We start from the raw sequence: 19,419 nt of genomic DNA, 5'->3' as shown, positions 1-19,419 counted from the left end.
GCCGTTCTCACTCGTCGAACACCTGCCCCCACAAGGCGATGACCGGTCGGCGTGCCGTCTCGGCCTCGTCCTCGGGAACGCGCGAGGGCAGGTCGTTCAGGCGTTGCCGGTGCTGCAGGCGGCGCAGTTCGCGATAACTGTCGGCGCAGGCCGCCGCCAGGTCGGCCGGGATCAGCCCGAGTTCGCCGCTGATCCGCAGCAGCGCGATGTTGCCGAGGTTGCCAGTGAGCTGGGGGTGTTCATGCGCATGACCCAGCACCAGGTACTGGATCAGGAACTCGACGTCGATCAGGCCGCCGGTGTCGTGCTTCAGATCGAACAGCTCGCCACCCTTGCTGCCATGGGCGTCGCGCATCTTGTGGCGCATGGCGAGCACTTCCGCGCGCAGCGTATCAAGGTCGCGCTTCATGCGCAGCACCTCGCAGCGGATGCGTTCGAAGGCTTCGCCGATGGCGCGATCCCCGGCGGAAAAGCGGGCGCGCGTGAGCGCCTGGTGTTCCCACACCCAGGCCGATTCGAGCTGGTACTTGCGGAAGGCTTCGAGCGAGGTCGCGATCAGGCCGGAATCGCCGTTGGGGCGCAGCCGCAGGTCGGTCTCGAACAACTGCCCGGCCGCGGTCTGGCTGGACAGCCAGGTGTTGGTGCGCTGCGCGAGGCGCGTGTAGACCTCGGCTGACTCCGGCGCGTCGTCGTCGTACAGGAACACGATGTCCAGGTCCGAGGCATAGCCCAGCTCCTTGCCGCCGAGCTTGCCGTAGCTGATGACGGCAAAGCGCGGCGTCTCGCGGTGGCGGATCTTGATCCGGCTCCAGCAGCGCGGCAGGGTCAGGTCGAGCATGATGTCGGCCAGCTCGGACAGATGGTCGGCGAGCTTCTCGACCGTCAGCAGCCCGGCGATGTCCTGTGTCAGCAGGCGGAACACCTGGGCGTGGTGCTGCTCGCGCATCACGTCCATCTGGCGCTCCATGTCGGGCTCGAGGGCGTCGAGTTCGGCGGAGAGGCTTGCGCGGAGGGCCTTGAAGTCCGGCGCGGTCTTGAGGTTGCGCGCGTCCAGCATCTCGTCGAGCAGGATCGGGTGGCGGGTCAGGAACTGTGCGCCCCAGCGCGATGCGCTCATCAGGTCGGCGACGCGGCGCAGGGCCTGCGGATACTGCTGCAGCAGCGCGAGGTAGGCGCCGCGTCGGCCGATACCTTCGAGCAGGTCGAGGCAGCGGGCGAGCGTGTCGTCCGGTCCCGGGGTGGCCGCGGCCGCCTCGATCACGCGCGGCATCAGCGCGTCGAACCGGCTCTTGATGTTGTTCGGCAGCTGGCGGTAACGGGGGCTGGCATGAATGGAGGCGAGGCGTTCGGCCCCGGCGCGGGGGTGACGGTAGCCGAGTTCGCCCAGCGCGTGGGCCACGCTGTCGACGTCCTCCGCGCCGGCCCAGGTCGCGTCGAGGCTATGGTCTTCCTCGGACGGGTCGCCGAAGACCGCCTCGAAATGACGGCTGACGACGGCACGGTGTGCGTCCAGCGCGTCGATCAGTGCCGGATAGTCGGCGAAGCCCATCGCCTCGGCGATCAGGGCCTGGTCGGACGCCTTGCCCGGCAGGTCGTGCGTCTGTGCGTCGTCGAGGTACTGCAGGCGGTGCTCGAGCCGGCGCAGGAAGTCATAGGCCGCGGACAGCTCGTTTACGGCTTCGGCCGACAGGATGCCGCGCTCGGGCAGCAGGGCGAGCGCCTTCAGCGTCGGGCGCACCTGCAGCGCCTTGTCGCGACCGCCGCGGATGAGCTGGAACACCTGGGCGATGAATTCGATCTCGCGGATGCCGCCCGGGCCCAGCTTGACGTTGTTGGCACGGTCGCGGCGGGCCACCTCGCGCCGGATCTGCGCGTGGAGGTCGCGCATGGCGTTGATGGCGCCGAAGTCGAGGTACTTGCGGAACACGAAGGGCCGGGCGATGTTCTGCAGCTCGGACCAGCGCTCGCCGCGCAGCACGCGCGCCTTGATCCACGCGTAGCGCTCCCACTCGCGGCCCTGGGTGACGAAGTAGTTCTCCAGCATGTCGAAGCAGCACACCAGCGGGCCCGAATCGCCGTTGGGGCGCAGGCGCATGTCGACCCGGAACACCTGGCCGTGTTCGGTGATCTCGGCCAGCGTCTGGATCAGCTGCTTGCCCAGCCGTTCGAAGAACTCGAAGTTGCTGATGACCTTCTTGCCGCCGGTGTCGCCATCCTCGGGGTAGATGAAGATCAGGTCGATGTCGGAGGAGACGTTCAGCTCGCGCCCGCCGAGCTTGCCCATGCCGATCACCAGCAGTTCCTGTTCCCAGCCGGTGGGCGACAGCGGCAAGCCGTAGCGTTCGACGAGCGCGGCGCGCAGCACGTCGTGGGCATGGCAGATCGCCACCTCGGCCAGCACCGTCATCGTCTCGGTGACTTCGGCAAGCGGCGCAGCGCAGCTCAGGTCGCGCACGATCAGGTGGCACAGCACCCAGATGCGCAGCTGGCGCAGGGCCGGTCGCAGCGCGATTTCGGCGCTCCCGGACGCCGCTTCGCGTGCGGCCAGGAAGCGCTCCATCGTCGCCGCGTCGATCGCGCCGCCGATGCTTTCCGTCAGGGCCCCGCCCAGCCACGGATGGCAGTCGAGCATGCGCGACAGATAGCGAGAATGGCGGCGGGCATCCTGCACGGACTGGGGCAGCGGCTGCGATGCGTTCTGGATGGCGGACATGTTGCGGCTCCGGTGCCTTGGGTGTGATCGTTGGTAGAATGTGGCCCCTCGCGGCAGTTGGTGCCGGCGGGCGCAGAAAGACTAGTTTAGCCGCGCCCGGCCGTCCGGCGTGTGCCTGCGGGAGCCCGGGAGCGGGGCCATGCGCAATCCTGCGCGGTGTGGTCGTCCGTCCTTCCCGAATTCCGGCCCGGCAAGCCGGTGCGATCCCTGATGAATCCGCTGCCCGAGCCCCCCTCCGCATCGCCCGCGCCGCCTGTGCCTTGCCGCAGGCCTTGGGCGCGCGTGCGTGCGGTGGGCGGCGGCGCGTTGCGCGCCCTCGTGCTGCTGTGGATCGTGTTCGCGGGTGTGCTGCTGCTTGTCCGCCACGTGGTGCTGCCTTCGGTGGGAGAGTTCCGTGCCGAGATCGCGGCCGCGGCCAGCAAGGCGCTCGGCATGCCCGTGGCGATCGATGCGATCGAAGGACGCTGGGATGGCTGGCGCCCGCGCCTGGTACTGCAGCGCGTGAGCTTTACCGACGAGGCCGGACAGGCCGTCTTGCAGCTGCCGCGAGTGGATGCGACGCTGGCCTGGTCCTCCCTGCTGCGGCTGCAGCCCCACTTCCACCGCCTCGAGATCGCCTCGCCCGAGATCGCGTTGCGACGCGAGCCCGATGGCCGCCTGCGGGTCGCCGGGCTGGCGGTTTCCGCCGGCGGTGAGCGTGACAGCGGCACGCTCGACTGGCTGCTGGCACAGCGTCAGATCGTGATCCACGACGCCCGGGTGCGCTGGGACGATCGCCTGCGTGGCGCTCCGGAGTTGCTGCTCGAGCAGGTCGAGTTCCGCCTTGACCAGCGTCTCGGTCCCCGGCGCTTTGCGCTGCGTGCGCAGCCGCCGCAGGCGCTGGCCTCGACGCTGGATGTGCGTGGGGAGTTGCGGCGCTTCGATCCGGCCAGTCCGTTGGCGTCGACCGGACGCCTCTACGTGTCGCTGGATCGGGCCGATCTTGGCGGGTGGCGACCTTGGGTCGATTACCCATTGCCGCTGGAGGGCGTGGGCGGCGTTCGCGCGTGGCTCGAGTCGCACACCGAGTCGCGCTTCGATTTTTCGCGCGGGCTGGATTTTGCCCGAGCACCGGCGCGCGGCTTGTCCGTCGCGGCCGATCTTGCCCTCGACGGCGTGCGCACACGGCTCGGTGAGACACTGCCGGTGCTCGAACTGGAGCGGCTCGACGGACACCTCAGCGTCGACGTCGAGGCCGACGGCTACAAGGTCGCCACGCGCGGCCTCGCGTTCCGCACGGGAGACGGGGTGGCGCTCGCGCCGACCGACCTCGACCTGGCGTTCCGCCACCGCGATGGGGGGGGCGGGGGCAGCCTTGCGGCAAACCAGCTCGATTTCCCCGTGCTGGCGCGGCTGGCCGCCCATCTGCCCTTGAGCGATGGGGTGCGCGCGCAACTCGCGGGCCTCGCCCCGCAAGGCGTGCTCAGCGCCCTGCGTCTGCGCTGGCAGGGTGATCCCGCGGCGCCGGACAACTGGGGCGTTTCCGCTCGCTTCGCCGGGCTCGGGCTTGCCGCCCGCGACAGCCTGCCGGGGCTCGGCGGACTGAGCGGCAGCCTCGACGGAGACGAGCGCGGGGGACGTTATCGCCTCGACAGCCGCGATGCCCATATCGATCTGCCCGAGGTGTTCGAGTCGGGCCGCCTGGCGTTTGCGCAGTTGCGCGCTGAAGGGGGATGGCAGCGGCGCGATGGGCGGCTCGAGATCACGCTCGACAGCGCGCGCTTCGAGAACGTCGATGCGGCCGGGACCGCGTCCGGCGTCTACCGCCCCCAGCCCGATGGAGCGGGCGAGATTGACCTGCAGGCGCGTCTCTCGCGTGCGGAGGGGACGTCCGTCTGGCGCTATCTGCCGCGTGTGGTCAACCAGGACACGCATGAATGGGTCCGCAGGGCGATCCGTCGTGCCGAGGTGCCCGAAGCCAACCTGCGCTTGCGCGGCGCGCTCGACGACTTTCCGTTCCGCGAGGGAGGAGGCGAGTTCCGCGTGACGATCCGGGTCGTCGACGCCTTGCTCGACTACGCGCCGGGCTGGCCCTTGATCGACGGTATCTTCGGCGAGGTGCGCTTCGAGGGGCCGGGCCTGCGCATCGAGGCGGCCCGCGGGCGCATCCTGGGCGTGGTGCTGTCCGAGGTCGTGGCCGAGGTGCCCGATCTCGATGCCATGCCCTCGCCGGTGATGCGCATCGCGGGCAAGGCCGCGGGGCCGACCGCCGAGTTCCTGCGCTTCGTTTCCGAGAGCCCGGTGTCGGCACGCATCGGCGGCTTCACCGAGGGCATGCGGGCCGAAGGCCGGGGTGCGCTGGACCTGCGCCTTGCGCTGCCGCTCAAGGAGATGGACGCGTCCACGGTAGATGGCGAATTCCGCTTCGGTGCCAACCGCCTGTGGTTGGTCGAGGGGCTGCCCGTGCTGGAGGATGCCGGGGGGCGCCTGCGCTTTACCGCCGATTCACTGTCCATGCCGGAGGCACGGGCGCAATTCCTCGGCGCGCCGGCGCGAATCACCGCGCGGACGCAGCCCGATGGCGTGGTGCGTTTCGATGCCGGCGGCGCGCTGAATGCGTCGGCGCTGGCGGCCGTGTGGGACCTGCCGGTCGCGGACCATCTGTCGGGCAGTGCGCCATGGCGCGCCGTGGTGCAGATCGACAAGGGCGCCACACGGCTGGAAGTGGATTCGGAACTGGCCGATCTGAGCTCCAGCCTCCCGGCACCGCTCAACAAGCGGGCCGGCGAGCGCTGGCCATTGCGCGTGCGCTTCGAGGCGCCTGCTGAAGCGACGGCGAAACGGCCCCCGCGCACGCTGACGCTGAGCCTCTCCGATTGGCTGAAGGCGGAACTCGAATGGCCGGGGGACGGGACGCCCGTGCGCGGGGGGCTCGGTCTCAATGCCGCAGCGCGTGAGCCCCTGCGCATGGCCGAGCGTGGGCTGATGGTGGCGGCGACTTTCGAGTCGCTGGATGCGGATGCGTGGCGCAGGGTGCTCGACACCGGGAGCGACGCGCCGTCAGCCGGGGTCGGCGCGGCCGGTTCGCTGCCGCTGGCGGGCGTGTCCGTGCAGGCAGGGCAGCTGCAGGCCTTCGGCCAGCAGTTGAAGGACTTCAGCCTGCGTGCCGTCGCGGACGAAGGCGGCTGGAAGGCCAGGCTCGCGAGCGATCGCGCGGTCGGGGAACTCGACTGGCGCGACGCGGGCGCGGGCGCGCTCCATGCCCGCCTGGAGCAGCTCCGCGTCGGTGATGCGCAGGAGGGCGACGGCGAGAGGACAGCACCGGGTGCCGAGTCGGCCAACGAAGAAGACCAGACGCCACCGCGCCATTTGCCCGCCCTGGACGTGGTCGCGGAGCGTTTCGTGCTGCGCGGCAAGGAGTTGGGGCGTCTTCAGCTGTTTGCCCGCAATCGCGCGGGCGTGTGGCAACTCGAGCGTCTCGACGTGGCCAATGCGGACGGTCGCCTGCGCGGCAGCGGCGAGTGGCGTACCGCGGGTCGCCAGGCCACCGCGCTCGACTTCAATCTGGAGACGGCCGACATCGGTCGATTCGCGAAACGCCTCGGTTACGACGAGGTGGTACGCGGCGGCAAGGCGACACTGAGCGGCCGGCTCGACTGGCAGGGCGCCCCGACACGCATCGACTATCCGACCCTGGGAGGCAGCATGAAGCTGCGGGCCGAAGCCGGACAGTTCAACAAGCTGGAGCCGGGGGTCGGGCGGCTGCTCGGCATCCTCAGCCTGCAGTCTCTGCCGCGGCGCATCACGCTCGATTTTCGCGATGTCTTTTCCGAAGGATTCGCCTTCGATGGCATTTCCGGTAGCATCGACGCGGTCCGCGGTGTGATGCGCACTGAAGACCTCGAGATTCGCGGACCTGCTGCCCGCGTGCGCATGCGGGGCGCAACCGATGTGCAGGCGGAGACGCAGGACCTGCGCGTAGCGGTGCAGCCGACCCTGTCCGAGTCGGTCGCCATCGGCGCTGCGGCCGGCCTGCTGAATCCGGTCGCTGGGGTCGTGACCTACCTCGCGCAGAAAGCGCTGAGCGACCCGATCGAAAAGCTCTTCGCCTACGAATATGCGATCACTGGCTCCTGGGACGACCCTCAGGTCCAGCGCATCAGCGCGACGCAGCCGGCGCCCGCGCAGTGAGGCCGAATCCGCCCGGCACGAACGCAACCACGAACCGAAGTCCTGCATGAATCCAGCACGCTCCGCGCCTCCTTCCCCACGTTCCGCAGCCGGAACGTTCCGCATCGCCGCCATCCAGACCGTGTCCGGGCCCGACGTGGCGCAGAACCTGGAGGTGGTTGCCGGCCTGGTGGCCGAGGCCGCCGCCGCGGGTGCGCGACTCGTTGCGCTGCCCGAGTACTTTCCGGTGATCTCCGCCGACGAACAGGCCAAGGTCCGCATTCGCGAGCACGACGGCAGTGGTCCCCTGCAGTCCTGCCTTGCCGATCTGGCGCAGCGGCACGGGGTGTGGCTCGTCGGTGGCACGATCCCGCTGATGGCCGAGGCCGACGACAAGGTGCGCAACAGCACGCTGGTGTTCGACGATCAGGGCCGGCGCGTCGCCCGTTACGACAAGATCCATCTGTTCGGCTTCCAGCGCGGCGCGGAGCGCTACGACGAATCGGCCACCATCGAGGCCGGCGGCGAGGTGTGCGCCTTCGACGCGCCGGTCGGGCGCGTTGGGCTGTCGGTGTGCTACGACTTGCGTTTCCCCGAGCTTTTCCGCGCGATGCGCGAGGTCGATCTGATCATCCTGCCGGCCGCATTCACCTACACCACCGGCCGTGCGCACTGGGAGGTGCTGCTGCGCGCGCGCGCGATCGAGAACCAGTGCTACGTCATGGCGCCGGCACAGGGCGGGCGCCATCCGAGCGGGCGCGTCACCTGGGGGCATACGATGATCATCGACCCTTGGGGCGAAGTGCTGGCGTGCCAGGAAGAGGGGCCCGGCGTGGTGCTGGCCGATCTCGATCCGGCGCGCATCGCCAGCGTGCGCGAGAGCCTGCCCGCGCTGCGTCACCGTTGCCTCGGCTGACGCCCGAGAACCGAACACGGCGCGATCGTTTTCGCGCACCGCCGGTCCAATCCGGCAACGAATCCAAGGATTACGCATGAGCAAGAGCCAGAACCCGCTGAAGATCGCCGATCGCTACCTGCTGTCCCCGCATGGCCTCGGGGAGGCCGAGCTGGAGAAGACTTTCCGCAAGCTGATGCGCCACGACATCGACTTTGCCGACCTGTACTTCCAGTACCAGCGCTCCGAGGCCTGGAGCCTGGAGGAGGGCATCGTCAAGTCGGGCAGCTTCGACATCGAACAGGGCGTGGGCGTACGTGCGATCAGCGGCGAGAAGACCGCCTTCGCCTACTCCGACGACATTTCGCTCGATGCGCTGGTCGGCGCTGCGACCGCGACGCGGGCGATCGCCGCAGCCGGTGAGCGGCGCCGCGTCGGCATCGTGCCGCACAAGCTCAAGACCCGCCTGTACCGTGCCGACGACCCGCTCGATTCGCTCGACGACACGGCCAAGGTCAAGCTGCTGGAGCGCCTCGAAAGCTTCGCCCGCGCCGAGGATCCGCGCGTCACCCAGGTCATGGCGCACATCGCGGGTTCGTGGGAGGTGGTGATGGTGGCGCGCAGCGACGGCCATCTGGCAGCCGACGTGCGTCCGCTGGTGCGGGTGTCGATCACCGTGATCATGGAAGAGAACGGCCGCCGCGAGCAGGGCAGTGCCGGCGGCGGCGGCCGTTACGACTACGGCTACTTCTGCGACGACCGCCTGCACGACTACGCCCGCGCCGCGGTGCATCAGGCCAGCGTCAATCTGGCGGCCGACCCGGCGCCTGCGGGCACCATGCCGGTGGTGCTTGGGCCTGGCTGGCCGGGCATCCTGCTGCACGAGGCGATCGGCCATGGGCTGGAAGGCGACTTCAACCGCAAGGGCAGCTCTGCCTTCTCCGGGCTCCTAGGTCAGCAGGTCGCAGCCAAGGGCGTCACCGTGGTCGATGACGGCACCCTGCAGGACCGCCGCGGTTCGCTGTCGATCGACGACGAGGGCAACCCGACCGAACGCACCGTGCTGATCGAGGACGGCATCCTGACCGGCTACATGCAGGACATGATGAACGCACGACTGATGGGCATGCCGCTGACCGGCAACGGCCGGCGCGAATCCTTTGCCCACCTGCCGCTGCCGCGCATGACCAACACCTACATGCTGAACGGCGACAAGGACCCGGAAGAGATCATCAAGTCGGTGAAGAAGGGGCTGTACGCGGTGAACTTCGGTGGTGGCCAGGTGGACATCACGTCGGGCAAGTTCGTGTTCTCGACCGCCGAGGCCTACCTGATCGAAGACGGCAAGGTCACGCGACCGGTGAAGGGCGCGACGCTGATCGGCAACGGTCCCGACGTGCTCACCAAGGTGAAGATGATCGGCAACGACATGATGCTCGATCCGGGCGTGGGCACTTGCGGCAAGGACGGCCAGAGCGTGCCGGTCGGTGTCGGCCAGCCGACCATGCGCGTCGACGGGCTGACGGTGGGCGGTACGGCCTGAGAAGGTCTTACCCCGGCGGTGCCCGGTCTCGGGTTCAGCCACCGCCATGTGAGTTCAGAAAAGGGCCAGCTGTGGCCCTTTTTGCCGTGGCGGTCGAAAGGCCGTGGTGTCCAGGTTGCGACGCGAACGCCCCAGGCCCAGTCGGGCATGCAGCCGGTTCATGCGCTGGCGGTAGAGTTCGGCCACCACCCCTTCGCCGCGCATGCGACTGCCGAAGCGCGGATCGTTGGCGCGTCCGCCGCGCAGGTCGGCGACGCGGCTCATGACGTGCCGCGCACGGTCGGGGACATGGGCGTGCAGCCAGTCCTCGAATACGTCCTTCAGTTCGAGCGGCAGACGCAGCACGACATAGCCTGCGGTACGCGCACCGAGCGCGTGGGCCGCCTCGACCACCGCTTCCATCTCGTGATCGTTCAGGGCCGGAATCAGCGGCGCAAACAACACGCCGACCGGCACGCCGGCTTCGTGCAGGCGGCGGATCGTCTCGAGCCGCCGTGCGGGGCGGGCGGCGCGCGGCTCGAGACGGCGAGCGAGCGCGTCGTCGAGCGTCGTCACCGAGACCATGACCTCCACCAGATCATGTCGTGCCAGCTCGGCCAGCAGGTCGAGGTCGCGCTCGATGAGGGCCGACTTGGTGATCAGGCTGACCGGGTGGCGGGCTTCGAGCAGCACTTCGAGCAGTTGCCGCGTGAGACCGGTGTGGCGCTCCACCGGCTGCCAGGCATCGGTGTTCATGCCGAGCGCGATCGGCGCGCAGCGGTAGCCGGGCGCGGCCAGCTCCTTGCGCAGCAAGTCTGGGGCATCGGGCTTCCAGAACAGCTTCGTCTCGAAATCCAGCCCGGGCGACAGGTCGAGGTAGGCGTGGCTGGGGCGGGCGAAGCAATAGACGCAGCCGTGCTCGCAGCCACGATAGGGGTTGATCGAGCGATCGAAGGGGATGTCGGGCGAGCTGTTGTAGTTGATGACGCGGCGTGCGTTGTCGACGAAGAGCTCGGTACGCAGCGGTGCTGGCGCGTCGTCGTCCGGCCAGCCGTCATCGAAGGCGTCGCGGCGATGGACGAGGAAGCGCCCGCCCGGGCGGATGGTGCTGCCGCGCCCGCGCAGCGGCGACGTTGAGGTCAGCGCCGGTATTGCCAGCGAGATGGGTGCTGAGCTGTTTTTATATACAGTCATGAGGCGGAAGTGTCCGCCTCATGATTCCTGTCGTCAAGTGTGTGCAGGGGGCGAAACCGGGGCTTCGATCGAGGCGCCCGTAGCCCGTCTCAGCCCTGGACCGGCTTCTTGACCTTGTCCTTCAGGTCGCCGGCTTCGTGCTTGTCGCCCGAGCAGTTGCTCGGCAGGTTGATCTGCGCGGTCGACAGCAGGCTGGCGGCCTGGGCCGGGGTGCAGATGGAGTAGGCGAGCGCCGTCGTCGTGATGAGGGCGGCGATGGTCTGGCGTTTGATCATGTCTGGCTCCGTGGGATCTTCTTCGTTGTTCAGCGATCGACCGCCGGGCCTTCTCCGCGGAACAGGTCGGGAGTCAGGCCGTGGCGCTGCAGCAGCCGGTAGAACTCGGTGCGGTTGCGTTCTGCCAGTCGTGCGGCATCCGAGACATTACCGGCAGTCAGCTTCAGGATCTGTATCAGGTAGTTTCGCTCGAAGCGACGCTTGGCCTCGGCGTAGCCCAGTGCCTCGATCGGTCTCACGCGCAGGGCGCGCTCGACGAGGGTGCGCGGGATCAGCTGGGTCGTCGCCAGTGCGCAGACCTGCTCGACCACGTTCTGCAACTGGCGGACATTGCCGGGCCACTGGGCGGTGGCGAGTGCCTCCAGGGCGTCGGGGGCGAAGCCGCTGAGGTCCTTGGCGTATTTGACGGCTAGTCCGCGAAGGAAATGCTCGGCCAGCAAGGGGATGTCCTCACGTCGTTCGGCGAGTGTCGGCAGCTCGAGGCTGACGACATTGATGCGGTAGTAGAGATCCTCGCGGAACTGTCCGTCGGCGAGCGCGGCATCGAGGTCGCGGTGCGTTGCCGAGATGATGCGCAGGTCGACCGGCTCGGCGCGCGTGGCGCCGACGGGGCGCACCGCCCGCTCCTGCAGCACGCGCAGCAGCTTGACCTGCAGCGCGAGCGGCATGTCGCCGATTTCGTCGAGAAAGAGGGTGCCACCGTGAGCGGCCTGCAGCAGGCCCGTGTGATGGTGGGTGGCGCCGGTGAAGGCGCCGCGCACGTGGCCGAACAGCTCGGATTCGAGCAGGGGCTCGGGGATGGCGCCACAGTTGATCGCGACGAAGGGCGCCGCGGCACGCGGACTGGCGCGGTGGATGGCGCGTGCAAGCAATTCCTTGCCCGTGCCGCTGTCACCGCGGATGAGCACGCTGGCATCGGACGCCGCGATCAGACGGGCCTCGTCGAGCAGGGCGTGCATGCGCGCGCTGTGACTGATCAATTCGGCGCGCCAGTCCTCGTCCGCCTTCGGGCCCGTGCCCGGCGTCGGCGCAGTCCGCTGCAGCGTCTGGGCAAGGGTGGCGAGCAGTGCCTGGCTGTCGAACGGCTTCGTGAGGTAGCCCGCGACGCCGCGCGAGGTGGCCTCGACGGCATCGGGAATCGTGCCGTGGGCCGTCAGCAGGATGACGGGCAGTGCCGGGTGTTGTTGGCGGATCTCCTCGAACAGCGCAAGGCCGTCACCGTCAGGAAGGCGCACGTCGCTGAGGACGAGGTCGAAGCGTTCGACGCCCAGCAGGCTGCGAGCGGCTTCGATGCTCGCGGCAGCGCTGACGCGATAGCCGTTCGCCTTCAAGCGCATCGACAGCAGCCGCAGCAGGTCGGGGTCGTCATCGATCAGCAGCAGCTGCGGGCGGTTGCGGGCGGGCGCCGTCGCAGGCTGGCGAAGACTCGTCATGGGCGCCTCACCGCTGCGGTGCCGGGCCGCGTGGCGCGAGGCTGCGCTCGATCTCTGCCAGGGCGTCGAGCTTGCGCTGCAGCGCTGCGCTGCGCTGTTCGCTCTCTTCCAGCGCTGCCGTGCTGCGTTCGAGTTGCTCGGTGAGGCGTTCGTTGAGCGTGCTGAGTCGCTGCCTTTCGCTGAGCTGTTCCAGCAGGGCACGTGCGTAGGGGTGCAGCGCGCGGGCGTTCGGGTCGTCGGCTGCGAGCAGGCCTTCGAGCAGGCTGCGGGCGCGTGCGAGGTTGGGCGGTCGTTGCCCGGCGGCACGGATCGCACGTGTCAGTGTCTGTTCGGCGAGATTGACCTGGGCGACGGGGCGCGGTGCTTCGGCCGGCGGCGCGGGAGGCGGCACCGCGCTGCAGGCCGCGAGGCCGGCGAGCCCAAGCACCGACACGATGCGCCAGGCCGGCGGCAGCAGGGTTCTAGGTCGCATGGGGCAACTCGATCCGGAAGTGGGCGCCGCGCTCGGCGGGCAGCGCGAACACCTTGCCGCCATGGGCGGCGATGAACTCGCGCACGATGGCCAGCCCCAGCCCGCTGCCTTTGGCGCTGCGCTGGTCGGGCTGGCTGCCCTGGAAGAAGGGTTCGAAAATGCGTTCCAGCTCTGCCGTCGCGATGCCGGGGCCGCTGTCGATGCAGTCGATGAGCACGGTCTCGCCATCGCGGGCGAGCTCGATGCGGATGCGATCGCCCGCGGGGCTGAAGCCGATCGCGTTGGCCAGCAGGTTGGACAGGGCGATGCGCAGCTTGCCGGCGTCGGCCTGGACCAGCGGGGCCTCGCCGTCGATGTCGATGCGAATGCCCCGCGCCTGGGTCTGGAGCTGAAGCTCGGCAACGGTTTCGCGCACGAGTGGCAGCAGTGCCGTGGCGCGCAGTTCGAGCCTGCGGGCGTCGAACTGGGTCGCGTTGTAGTGCAGGAGCTGTTCGATCCGTTCCTGCAGTGCGCGGGTGTTGTGTTCGAGAATGGCGCTGACCTCCCGTTGCTCGGGCGTGAGCCGCCCGAGGACTCCGTCCGCCAGCAGCGAGACGCCCTCGCGCAGTGAAGCGAGCGGTGTCTTCAATTCGTGCGACACGTGGCGCAGCACCCGGTTGCGGTGCGCCTCGAGTTCGGTCAGGCGGAGGCGTAGCCAGTCGAGCTGCTGGCCGACCCGGCGCAGGTCGGCCGGTCCGTCCACCTCGATGACCTGCGTGAGCTGGCTGTCACCGAGCGCGGCGATCGCCTTCTCGATGCGTCGCAGCGGACGCAGCAGCCACCAGCCGGTGAGTGCGGCGAGCGCCATGGCGATGGCGACTGCGCCGAGGATCTGGGCCGTCAGCTGCTTGCGGCGTGCGTCGAGGGTGTCGAGCAGCGCACGTTCATCCCTTGCCACATGAGCGCGTGCTTCCGCGGCAAGCTGCTCGTTGATCCCGCTAAGCGCCAGCAGGGTCTCGGCACTGCCGGGGGAGGCTGTCGCCGCAGGCAGTGGTGGCCCCGCAAGTTCGCGCCCGACCGCCAGCACGATGTTCCCGGCGTGCTGGCGCCACGCGTCGGCCAGGGGCGCGAGCGCGGGGTCGAGCTGCTCGATGCGCGTGAGCGCCCGCAGCGCTTCATCCCGCGCGGCGAAGAAGCGCTCGCGGATGGCTTCATCTTCCAGCACCAGGTACTGCCGGGCACTGCGCTCGAGATCGACCGAGCGTTCGGCCAGTTGCTGCACGCTCGCGTTGAGGGTGATTGCCGCTGCACTGCGTTCGCGGCCCTCGCGCGCGAACTGCTCGAGCGCCATCCAGCCGCTGGCGGCCGCTGCGCCCAGTACGCCGGCGATGAGGAGAAAGCTGGCCAGCAAGGTCAGGCTGAATGACGGACGCAACATTGAAGCCACTCGGCGACAGTTGGAATGCAAGCCCGAGAGTTTAGGGTAGCGAAGCGTGACGTAGATCACGCAAATGCAAGCCCAGGTTACGGACCGACTTTGCTGTCGCTCTCAGGCGACATGGCAATAGGCTTGTAGAACAGGTGCTTGGAAGCAGTGCGGGCAAATCATGTCGGGCTTTGGCGACAACTGGGCATGCCTAGGCTGCCCGTGGGCAACGCCCGATCTCGGGATGTCTGCCGCAAGTGTCTGATGATGAGGGAGAACTCAGATCAGGCACGGCTTCTGCTAGTACGGCTGATGACCGTACCGGACGGTCCGAGCCCAGTTCAAGGAGAAGTCATGTTCAACAAGCCGAATCTGTTCCCGAAAGCCGCCGAACCCCTCAGCCCGCGCGGCCCGTCCGCGCGGTCGGGCATGGGCGTCAGCAGCAGTGCGCCGTCCGGTGTGGGCGTGTCAGGCGAGTCGGCCTCGCTGCGCGACGCTGCGCCGGCTGCGGTCGTCGCCACGCCGGTCGAGGAGACGAAGGTGCCGGAGGCATTCGATGGGGCGGCCGGCGGTGGCAGCCGTCTGATCGTTGGCCCCGACGTCAAGCTGAAGGGCGCCGAGATCCTCGACTGCGACACCCTGGTCGTCGAAGGCCGCGTCGAGGCGACGATGGACAGCCGTGTCATCCGCATCGCCGAGAATGGCGCCTATGCGGGGACGGTCGGCATCGACGTCGCCGAGATCCACGGACGCTTCGAAGGCGAACTGACCGCGCGCCAGCAACTGATCATCCATGCCACCGGCCGCGTCAGCGGCAAGATCCGCTACGGCAAGATCCTGATCGAGGAGGGCGGCGAGATCTCGGGTGACGTTCAGTCGCTGGCGAAGGCGGGCGCGAAGGAGGCCCTGCGCGCGGTGGAGAGCCGCAGCACGGAAAGCAAGCCGCTTGCGGCGGTGGCTGGCTGAGGCTGGAGAGTGCCGGTCGCGGCTCGCGTAGCGCGGGCCGGCCGGTCTCAGTTGGCGGGCGTGGTCGCGCTGGCGACCGTGCCGGCTGCCAGCTGCTGGGGCTGCCAGCTCCAGTGCTTCTCCCACGCGGCACGCACCAGGTTCGGGTATTCGGCCTTGCCCAGGCTGCCGTTGTAGCGGCCGAGCGCGCGGAAGAGGTTGCCCTTTTCGATGTCGAGGTAGTGGCGCAGGATCGTGCAGCCGTAGCGCAGGTTGGTGCGCAGGTGGAACAGGTTGTCGTCGGGCCGGTTCATGACCTTGAGCCAGAACGGCATGACCTGCATGTAGCCGCGCGCGCCGGCGGACGAGATCGCATACTTCCGGAAGTTGCTCTCGACCTGGATCAGGCCGAGCACCAGCTGAGGGTCCAGCCCGGCGCGCGTCGCCTCGTAGTGGATGCTGGTGAGCAGTTCGGTGCGGTAGCTGGCATCGGGGATGCGCTTCTGCAGGCGGCGCGACATTTCCGCCAGCCATTGCGCGCGTTCGCCGGCATCCGGGATCGGTAGCGTCGGCGCGGCTGCGTCACTTACCGCTTCGTGCAAGGCCGCCCGTACGCTGGCCGCCAGCGGCTCGTACTGCTGCGCCCCCGCGACTGCCGTGCCGCTCGCCAGCGCGAGCAGCAGCGCGGCAGCGAAGCGGGTCAGTGAGCCATGGGGGCGCATGATGGATCAGGCCTTGTCGAGGGCGCCCAGCACGTGGGCTGCGATGTTGCCGACGGCCAGCTTGGTCGCTTCGGCATCGCGACGCCCCTGGTATTCGACCTGGCCCTCCTTCAGCCCGCGGTCGCCGATGGTGACGCGGTGCGGCACGCCGATGAGCTCCCAGTCGGCGAACATTACGCCCGGACGTTCGTCGCGGTCGTCGAGGACGGCGTCCACGCCGGCTGCGATCAGCGCGTCGTAGAGCTTCTGCGCCTCGTCGCGCACCGCCTGCGACTTGCCCCAGCCCACCGGGCAGATCACCACTTCGAAGGGGGCGATCGCGCGCGGCCAGATGATGCCGCGAGCGTCGTGGTTCTGCTCGATCGCGGCGCCCAGGATGCGGGTGACGCCGATACCGTAGCAGCCCATCTCGAAGTGCTTGGGCTTGCCGTCCTCGTCGAGGAAGGTGGCGTTCATCGCCTTGGAGTACTTGGTGCCGAGGTAGAACACGTGGCCGACCTCGATGCCGCGCTGGATGGCCAGCACGCCCTTGCCGTCCGGGCTGGGGTCGCCTTCGATCACGTTGCGGAGGTCGGCCACCAGGTCGGGCTCGGGCAGGTCGCGGCCCCAGTTGACGCCGGTGAAGTGGAAGTCCGCGTCATTGGCGCCGCAGATGAAGTCGGCCATGTGGGCGACGGTGCGGTCGGCGATGACCTTGACCGGCTGTTTCAGCCCGATGGGGCCGAGGTAGCCCGGCTTGCAGCCGAAGTGCTCGAGGATCTCGGCCTCGGTGGCGAAGCGGAAGCCGGACTTCAGGCCTGGAAGCTTGCCGGCCTTGACCTCGTTCAGTGCGTGGTCGCCGCGCACCAGCAGCAGCCAGACGGTGACGCCGGCCGGGTTGCCCTTGTCGTCGAGGTCGTCGGTGGCGAGCACCAGCGACTTCACCGTGGTGGCGAGCGGCACGCCGAGCAGTTCGGCGACGTCCTCGCAGGTCGCCTTGCCGGGCGTGGGGGTCTTTTCCAGCGCCTTGGCGGGTTCGGCGCGGCGTGCGATCAGCGACACCGCCTCGGCCAGCTCGATGTTGGCGGCGTAGTCGGAGTCGGGGCAGTAGACGATGGCGTCCTCGCCGGTGTCGGCGATGACCTGGAATTCGTGCGAGCGGTCGCCGCCGATGGCGCCGGTGTCGGCCGCCACCGCGCGGTATTCGAGACCGAGGCGGTCGAAGATGCGCTTGTAGGCGGCGAACATGATGTCGTAGCTGCGCCCGGCGGCTTCCTCGCTGCGGTCGAAGGAGTAGGCGTCCTTCATCGTGAACTCGCGCCCGCGCATGACGCCGAAGCGCGGACGGCGCTCGTCGCGGAACTTGGTCTGGATCTGGTAGAAGTTCTTCGGCAGCTGGCGGTAGCTCTTGAGCTCCTGGCGCGCGATGTCGGTGACGACTTCCTCGGAGGTGGGCTGCAGCGCGAAGTCGCGTTCGTGGCGGTCCTTGAAGCGCAGCAGTTCGTCACCCATCTTGTCCCAGCGCCCGGTCTCGTCCCACAGCTCGGCGGGCTGAACCATCGGCATGATCAGCTCCATGGCGCCCGCGCGGTCCATCTCCTCGCGCACGATGGTCTCGACCTTGCGGATCGAGCGCAGGCCCATCGGCATGTAGCTGTAGATGCCGGCGGCAACCTTGCGGATCATGCCGGCGCGCAGCATCAGCTTCTGGCTGACGACTTCGGCGTCGGACGGGGCTTCCTTGAGAGTGAAGAGATGGAACTGGCTGGCGCGCATGAGGGTCTTTGCGTAGAAGGCGTTGTGTCGAGCGCGGGATTCTAGCGCAAGGCACTGCCTCGGAAGGACTGGATCGGCTTCAGGCTAGTCGATGCACAGCGGTGGTGCGCTTTCAAACGGACCCCAAGTGTGAAAAAATCGGTGTCAATCAACCGAATTTGAAGGTTAGTCATGCTGGATCGTGAAGGCTTTCGCCCGAACGTCGGCATCATTCTGGTCAACGCGCGCAATGAGGTTTTCTGGGGCAAGCGCATCCGCGAGCATTCCTGGCAGTTTCCGCAAGGTGGCATCAAGCACGGCGAGTCGCCGGAGCAGGCCATGTACCGGGAGTTGTTCGAGGAAGTCGGCCTGCGTCCGGAACACGTCAAGATCCTCGGTCGCACGCGGGGCTGGCTGCGCTACGAAGTGCCAAAGCACTGGATACGGCGCGAGTGGCGCAACACCTATCGTGGTCAGAAACAGATCTGGTTTCTGCTGCGGCTGGTGGGGCGCGACTCCGACGTCTGCCTGCGCGCAAGCTCGCACCCGGAATTCGATGCCTGGCGATGGAGTAATTACTGGGTGCCGCTGGATGCGGTGATCGAGTTCAAGCGGCAGGTGTACCAACTGGCGCTGATCGAACTCGCACGCATCCTGTTTCGCTCGCGTTCGTTCGAGTTGCCGGACAGCTACCGCTTGCCCGACGCCGACGTGCCCGTCTCCGTGGTGCTCGGGGGCTCGCAGCATTGAACGGCGGTCGGTGAAGCACAACCCCTATGGAGATCTCCGCGAGTGAGTTCCCGCGCACAACGCATCATCGGCGGGGCGCTCGTCGCCCTCGCGTTCGTTTCCGGCAGCGCGTCTGCCGGACTGTTGGTCGAGGCCGACCCCGACTGGAAGGAGGGCGAGGTGGCGATGCCGCCGGCCGGCGACGAGTCCCGCCTGCGGAGCTTCTTCGTCAGCAGTGCGTCGGCCAACCAGTTCTTTGTCGATGAGGGCAGCGTCAGCCTCGGTGAGGATCGCGTGGTGCGGTACACGCTGGTGGTTCGCACCACGGGCGGCGCGGAGAACGTCACCTTCGAGGGCATCCGCTGCGCAACCGGGGAGCGGCGCATCTACGCAAGCGGCCGCAAGGATGGCACCTGGACGCCGATGAAGAACAGCGCCTGGCAGCCCATCAGCGACAACGCCTACAACCGCCCGCGTGCCGCGCTGGCCTACGAGCATTTCTGTGACGGGCCGGCGGCGCCGCGCAATCGCGAGCATGCGCTCGAGTTGCTGCGCAATCCGCGCGATCCGTCCAAGTCCTACGGAGTCCGCTGATGATCGATCAGGCCGTTATCGAGTTTGACAAGGCGTTGCGTACGGTCTTCGCGCCGGCACGCAGCGTGCGTCCGGTGCCGGGGGAGGCGCTCCCGGAGGCCGAGCTTGACGATGCGGAGCGTCGCCATGCGGCGGCGCTGATGCGCATCAACCATGTGGGCGAGATCTGCGCGCAGGCGCTCTACCAGGGGCAGGCCTTGATGTCGCGCGACCCCTCGATCCGGGATGCATTGAAACAGGCTTCGCATGAGGAAACCGAGCATCTGGCGTGGACCGAGCGTCGGATCGGCGAACTGGGCGGACGCAAGAGCCTGCTCAATCCGCTGTGGTACGGCGGGGCGCTCGCCATTGGCCTCTTGGCCGGCCGTTTCGGTGATCGCTGGAACCTGGGGTTTCTGGCGGAAACCGAGCGTCAGGTTGAAAGCCACCTCAAGGGCCATCTGGAGACGCTTCCTGCCCAGGATCACAAGTCGCGCGCGATCGTCGAGCAGATGAAGATCGACGAGGTCGAGCATGCAGATACTGCGGTCGGGTTGGGCGCGCACGAGTTGCCGGCGCCGATCAAGGGGGCGATGAAGCTGGCGTCGAAGGTGATGACGACGCTGACCTATCGCATCTGAACGGCGAAGGGTTGCGA

General features: G+C 68.4%; 15 protein-coding genes. 7 read left to right on the top strand and 8 right to left on the bottom strand.

Going from position 1 to position 19,419, the window contains the following annotated elements; genetic code table 11:
• Nucleotides 1-7 precede the first annotated feature (7 nt).
• Nucleotides 8-2,713, bottom strand: a complete 2,706-nt coding sequence (gene glnE / locus C664_RS10160) for a bifunctional [glutamate--ammonia ligase]-adenylyl-L-tyrosine phosphorylase/[glutamate--ammonia-ligase] adenylyltransferase (protein WP_004258951.1) — start codon at nucleotides 2,711-2,713, stop codon at nucleotides 8-10.
• 210 nt (nucleotides 2,714-2,923) lie between these two features.
• Here glnE and C664_RS10155 point away from each other — a divergent pair, with 210 nt between their 5' ends.
• The 3 genes from C664_RS10155 to tldD all read left to right on the top strand — a co-directional run bounded on the left by C664_RS10155 (nucleotide 2,924) and on the right by tldD (nucleotide 9,300).
• On the top strand, nucleotides 2,924-6,883 hold the full coding sequence (locus C664_RS10155; protein ID WP_038011475.1) for a YhdP family protein: 3,960 nt from the start codon (nucleotides 2,924-2,926) through the stop codon (nucleotides 6,881-6,883).
• Nucleotides 6,884-6,929: 46 nt separating this feature from the next.
• Nucleotides 6,930-7,778, top strand: a complete 849-nt coding sequence (locus tag C664_RS10150) for a carbon-nitrogen hydrolase family protein (RefSeq protein ID WP_004258945.1) — start codon at nucleotides 6,930-6,932, stop codon at nucleotides 7,776-7,778.
• A 76-nt stretch (nucleotides 7,779-7,854) separates the two neighbouring features.
• A complete protein-coding gene (gene tldD / locus C664_RS10145) occupies nucleotides 7,855-9,300 on the top strand; it encodes a metalloprotease TldD (protein ID WP_004258941.1) in 1,446 nt (481 codons plus the stop codon).
• Nucleotides 9,301-9,354: 54 nt separating this feature from the next.
• On the opposite strand, the gene C664_RS10140 is transcribed toward tldD, so the two are convergent.
• The 5 genes from C664_RS10140 to C664_RS10120 all read right to left on the bottom strand — a co-directional run bounded on the left by C664_RS10140 (nucleotide 9,355) and on the right by C664_RS10120 (nucleotide 14,070).
• A complete protein-coding gene (locus C664_RS10140) occupies nucleotides 9,355-10,473 on the bottom strand; it encodes a PA0069 family radical SAM protein (RefSeq protein WP_004258938.1) in 1,119 nt (372 codons plus the stop codon).
• An 89-nt stretch (nucleotides 10,474-10,562) separates the two neighbouring features.
• Nucleotides 10,563-10,748 carry a hypothetical protein gene (locus tag C664_RS10135; RefSeq protein WP_004258933.1) on the bottom strand — a complete coding sequence of 62 codons (186 nt, stop codon included), beginning with the start codon at nucleotides 10,746-10,748 and terminating at the stop codon, nucleotides 10,563-10,565.
• Nucleotides 10,749-10,777: 29 nt separating this feature from the next.
• The gene (locus C664_RS10130) at nucleotides 10,778-12,181 is read right to left on the bottom strand and encodes a sigma 54-interacting transcriptional regulator (RefSeq protein WP_004258931.1); all 1,404 of its coding nucleotides are present in this window, start codon (nucleotides 12,179-12,181) and stop codon (nucleotides 10,778-10,780) included.
• Between the two features lie 7 nt (nucleotides 12,182-12,188).
• On the bottom strand, nucleotides 12,189-12,653 hold the full coding sequence (locus tag C664_RS10125; protein WP_004258927.1) for a hypothetical protein: 465 nt from the start codon (nucleotides 12,651-12,653) through the stop codon (nucleotides 12,189-12,191).
• Nucleotides 12,643-14,070, bottom strand: a complete 1,428-nt coding sequence (locus tag C664_RS10120; protein ID WP_004258924.1) for a HAMP domain-containing sensor histidine kinase — start codon at nucleotides 14,068-14,070, stop codon at nucleotides 12,643-12,645. The genes C664_RS10125 and C664_RS10120 overlap by 11 nt, the downstream gene beginning before the upstream one ends.
• 342 nt (nucleotides 14,071-14,412) lie before the next feature.
• Here C664_RS10120 and C664_RS10115 point away from each other — a divergent pair, with 342 nt between their 5' ends.
• Nucleotides 14,413-15,024 (top strand): bactofilin family protein, encoded by a 612-nt coding sequence (locus C664_RS10115; protein WP_004258919.1) that lies wholly within the window; start codon nucleotides 14,413-14,415, stop codon nucleotides 15,022-15,024.
• A 47-nt stretch (nucleotides 15,025-15,071) separates the two neighbouring features.
• On the opposite strand, the gene C664_RS10110 is transcribed toward C664_RS10115, so the two are convergent.
• On the bottom strand, nucleotides 15,072-15,725 hold the full coding sequence (locus C664_RS10110; RefSeq protein ID WP_004258916.1) for a lytic transglycosylase domain-containing protein: 654 nt from the start codon (nucleotides 15,723-15,725) through the stop codon (nucleotides 15,072-15,074).
• A gap of 6 nt (nucleotides 15,726-15,731) precedes the next feature.
• Nucleotides 15,732-17,480, bottom strand: coding sequence for a proline--tRNA ligase (locus C664_RS10105; protein ID WP_004258914.1), 1,749 nt, complete (start codon nucleotides 17,478-17,480; stop codon nucleotides 15,732-15,734).
• A 171-nt stretch (nucleotides 17,481-17,651) separates the two neighbouring features.
• Between C664_RS10105 and C664_RS10100 the strand changes: the two genes are divergently transcribed.
• The 3 genes from C664_RS10100 to coq7 are packed head-to-tail and all read left to right on the top strand — an operon-like array spanning nucleotide 17,652 to nucleotide 19,402.
• On the top strand, nucleotides 17,652-18,209 hold the full coding sequence (locus C664_RS10100) for an RNA pyrophosphohydrolase (protein ID WP_004258910.1): 558 nt from the start codon (nucleotides 17,652-17,654) through the stop codon (nucleotides 18,207-18,209).
• A 42-nt stretch (nucleotides 18,210-18,251) separates the two neighbouring features.
• A complete protein-coding gene (locus C664_RS10095; RefSeq protein ID WP_004258906.1) occupies nucleotides 18,252-18,782 on the top strand; it encodes a CNP1-like family protein in 531 nt (176 codons plus the stop codon).
• Nucleotides 18,782-19,402, top strand: coding sequence for a 2-polyprenyl-3-methyl-6-methoxy-1,4-benzoquinone monooxygenase (gene coq7, locus C664_RS10090; protein WP_004258901.1), 621 nt, complete (start codon nucleotides 18,782-18,784; stop codon nucleotides 19,400-19,402). Before C664_RS10095 ends, coq7 begins: the two co-directional genes overlap by 1 nt.
• The last annotated feature ends 17 nt before the right edge of the window (nucleotides 19,403-19,419 follow it).

Origin of the sequence: Thauera sp. 63 (assembly GCF_000310165.2) — a bacterium.
In the GTDB taxonomy this organism is placed as follows: Bacteria; Pseudomonadota; Gammaproteobacteria; order Burkholderiales; family Rhodocyclaceae; genus Thauera; species Thauera humireducens.
This window is presented reverse-complemented; position numbering and strand designations above follow the sequence as displayed.

What these genes read in the sequence shown, in the direction of transcription:
- C664_RS10115 (WP_004258919.1), top strand. Translation starts at nt 14,413, where the DNA reads ATGTTCAACAAGCCGAATCTGTTCCCGAAAGCCGCCGAACCCCTCAGC.
- C664_RS10135 (WP_004258933.1), bottom strand. Translation starts at nt 10,748, where the DNA reads ATGATCAAACGCCAGACCATCGCCGCCCTCATCACGACGACGGCGCTC.
- C664_RS10125 (WP_004258927.1), bottom strand. Translation starts at nt 12,653, where the DNA reads ATGCGACCTAGAACCCTGCTGCCGCCGGCCTGGCGCATCGTGTCGGTG.
- C664_RS10130 (WP_004258931.1), bottom strand. Translation starts at nt 12,181, where the DNA reads ATGACGAGTCTTCGCCAGCCTGCGACGGCGCCCGCCCGCAACCGCCCG.
- C664_RS10120 (WP_004258924.1), bottom strand. Translation starts at nt 14,070, where the DNA reads ATGTTGCGTCCGTCATTCAGCCTGACCTTGCTGGCCAGCTTTCTCCTC.
- C664_RS10140 (WP_004258938.1), bottom strand. Translation starts at nt 10,473, where the DNA reads ATGACTGTATATAAAAACAGCTCAGCACCCATCTCGCTGGCAATACCG.
- C664_RS10155 (WP_038011475.1), top strand. Translation starts at nt 2,924, where the DNA reads ATGAATCCGCTGCCCGAGCCCCCCTCCGCATCGCCCGCGCCGCCTGTG.
- C664_RS10110 (WP_004258916.1), bottom strand. Translation starts at nt 15,725, where the DNA reads ATGCGCCCCCATGGCTCACTGACCCGCTTCGCTGCCGCGCTGCTGCTC.
- glnE (WP_004258951.1), bottom strand. Translation starts at nt 2,713, where the DNA reads ATGTCCGCCATCCAGAACGCATCGCAGCCGCTGCCCCAGTCCGTGCAG.
- coq7 (WP_004258901.1), top strand. Translation starts at nt 18,782, where the DNA reads ATGATCGATCAGGCCGTTATCGAGTTTGACAAGGCGTTGCGTACGGTC.
- C664_RS10105 (WP_004258914.1), bottom strand. Translation starts at nt 17,480, where the DNA reads ATGCGCGCCAGCCAGTTCCATCTCTTCACTCTCAAGGAAGCCCCGTCC.
- C664_RS10100 (WP_004258910.1), top strand. Translation starts at nt 17,652, where the DNA reads ATGCTGGATCGTGAAGGCTTTCGCCCGAACGTCGGCATCATTCTGGTC.
- tldD (WP_004258941.1), top strand. Translation starts at nt 7,855, where the DNA reads ATGAGCAAGAGCCAGAACCCGCTGAAGATCGCCGATCGCTACCTGCTG.
- C664_RS10150 (WP_004258945.1), top strand. Translation starts at nt 6,930, where the DNA reads ATGAATCCAGCACGCTCCGCGCCTCCTTCCCCACGTTCCGCAGCCGGA.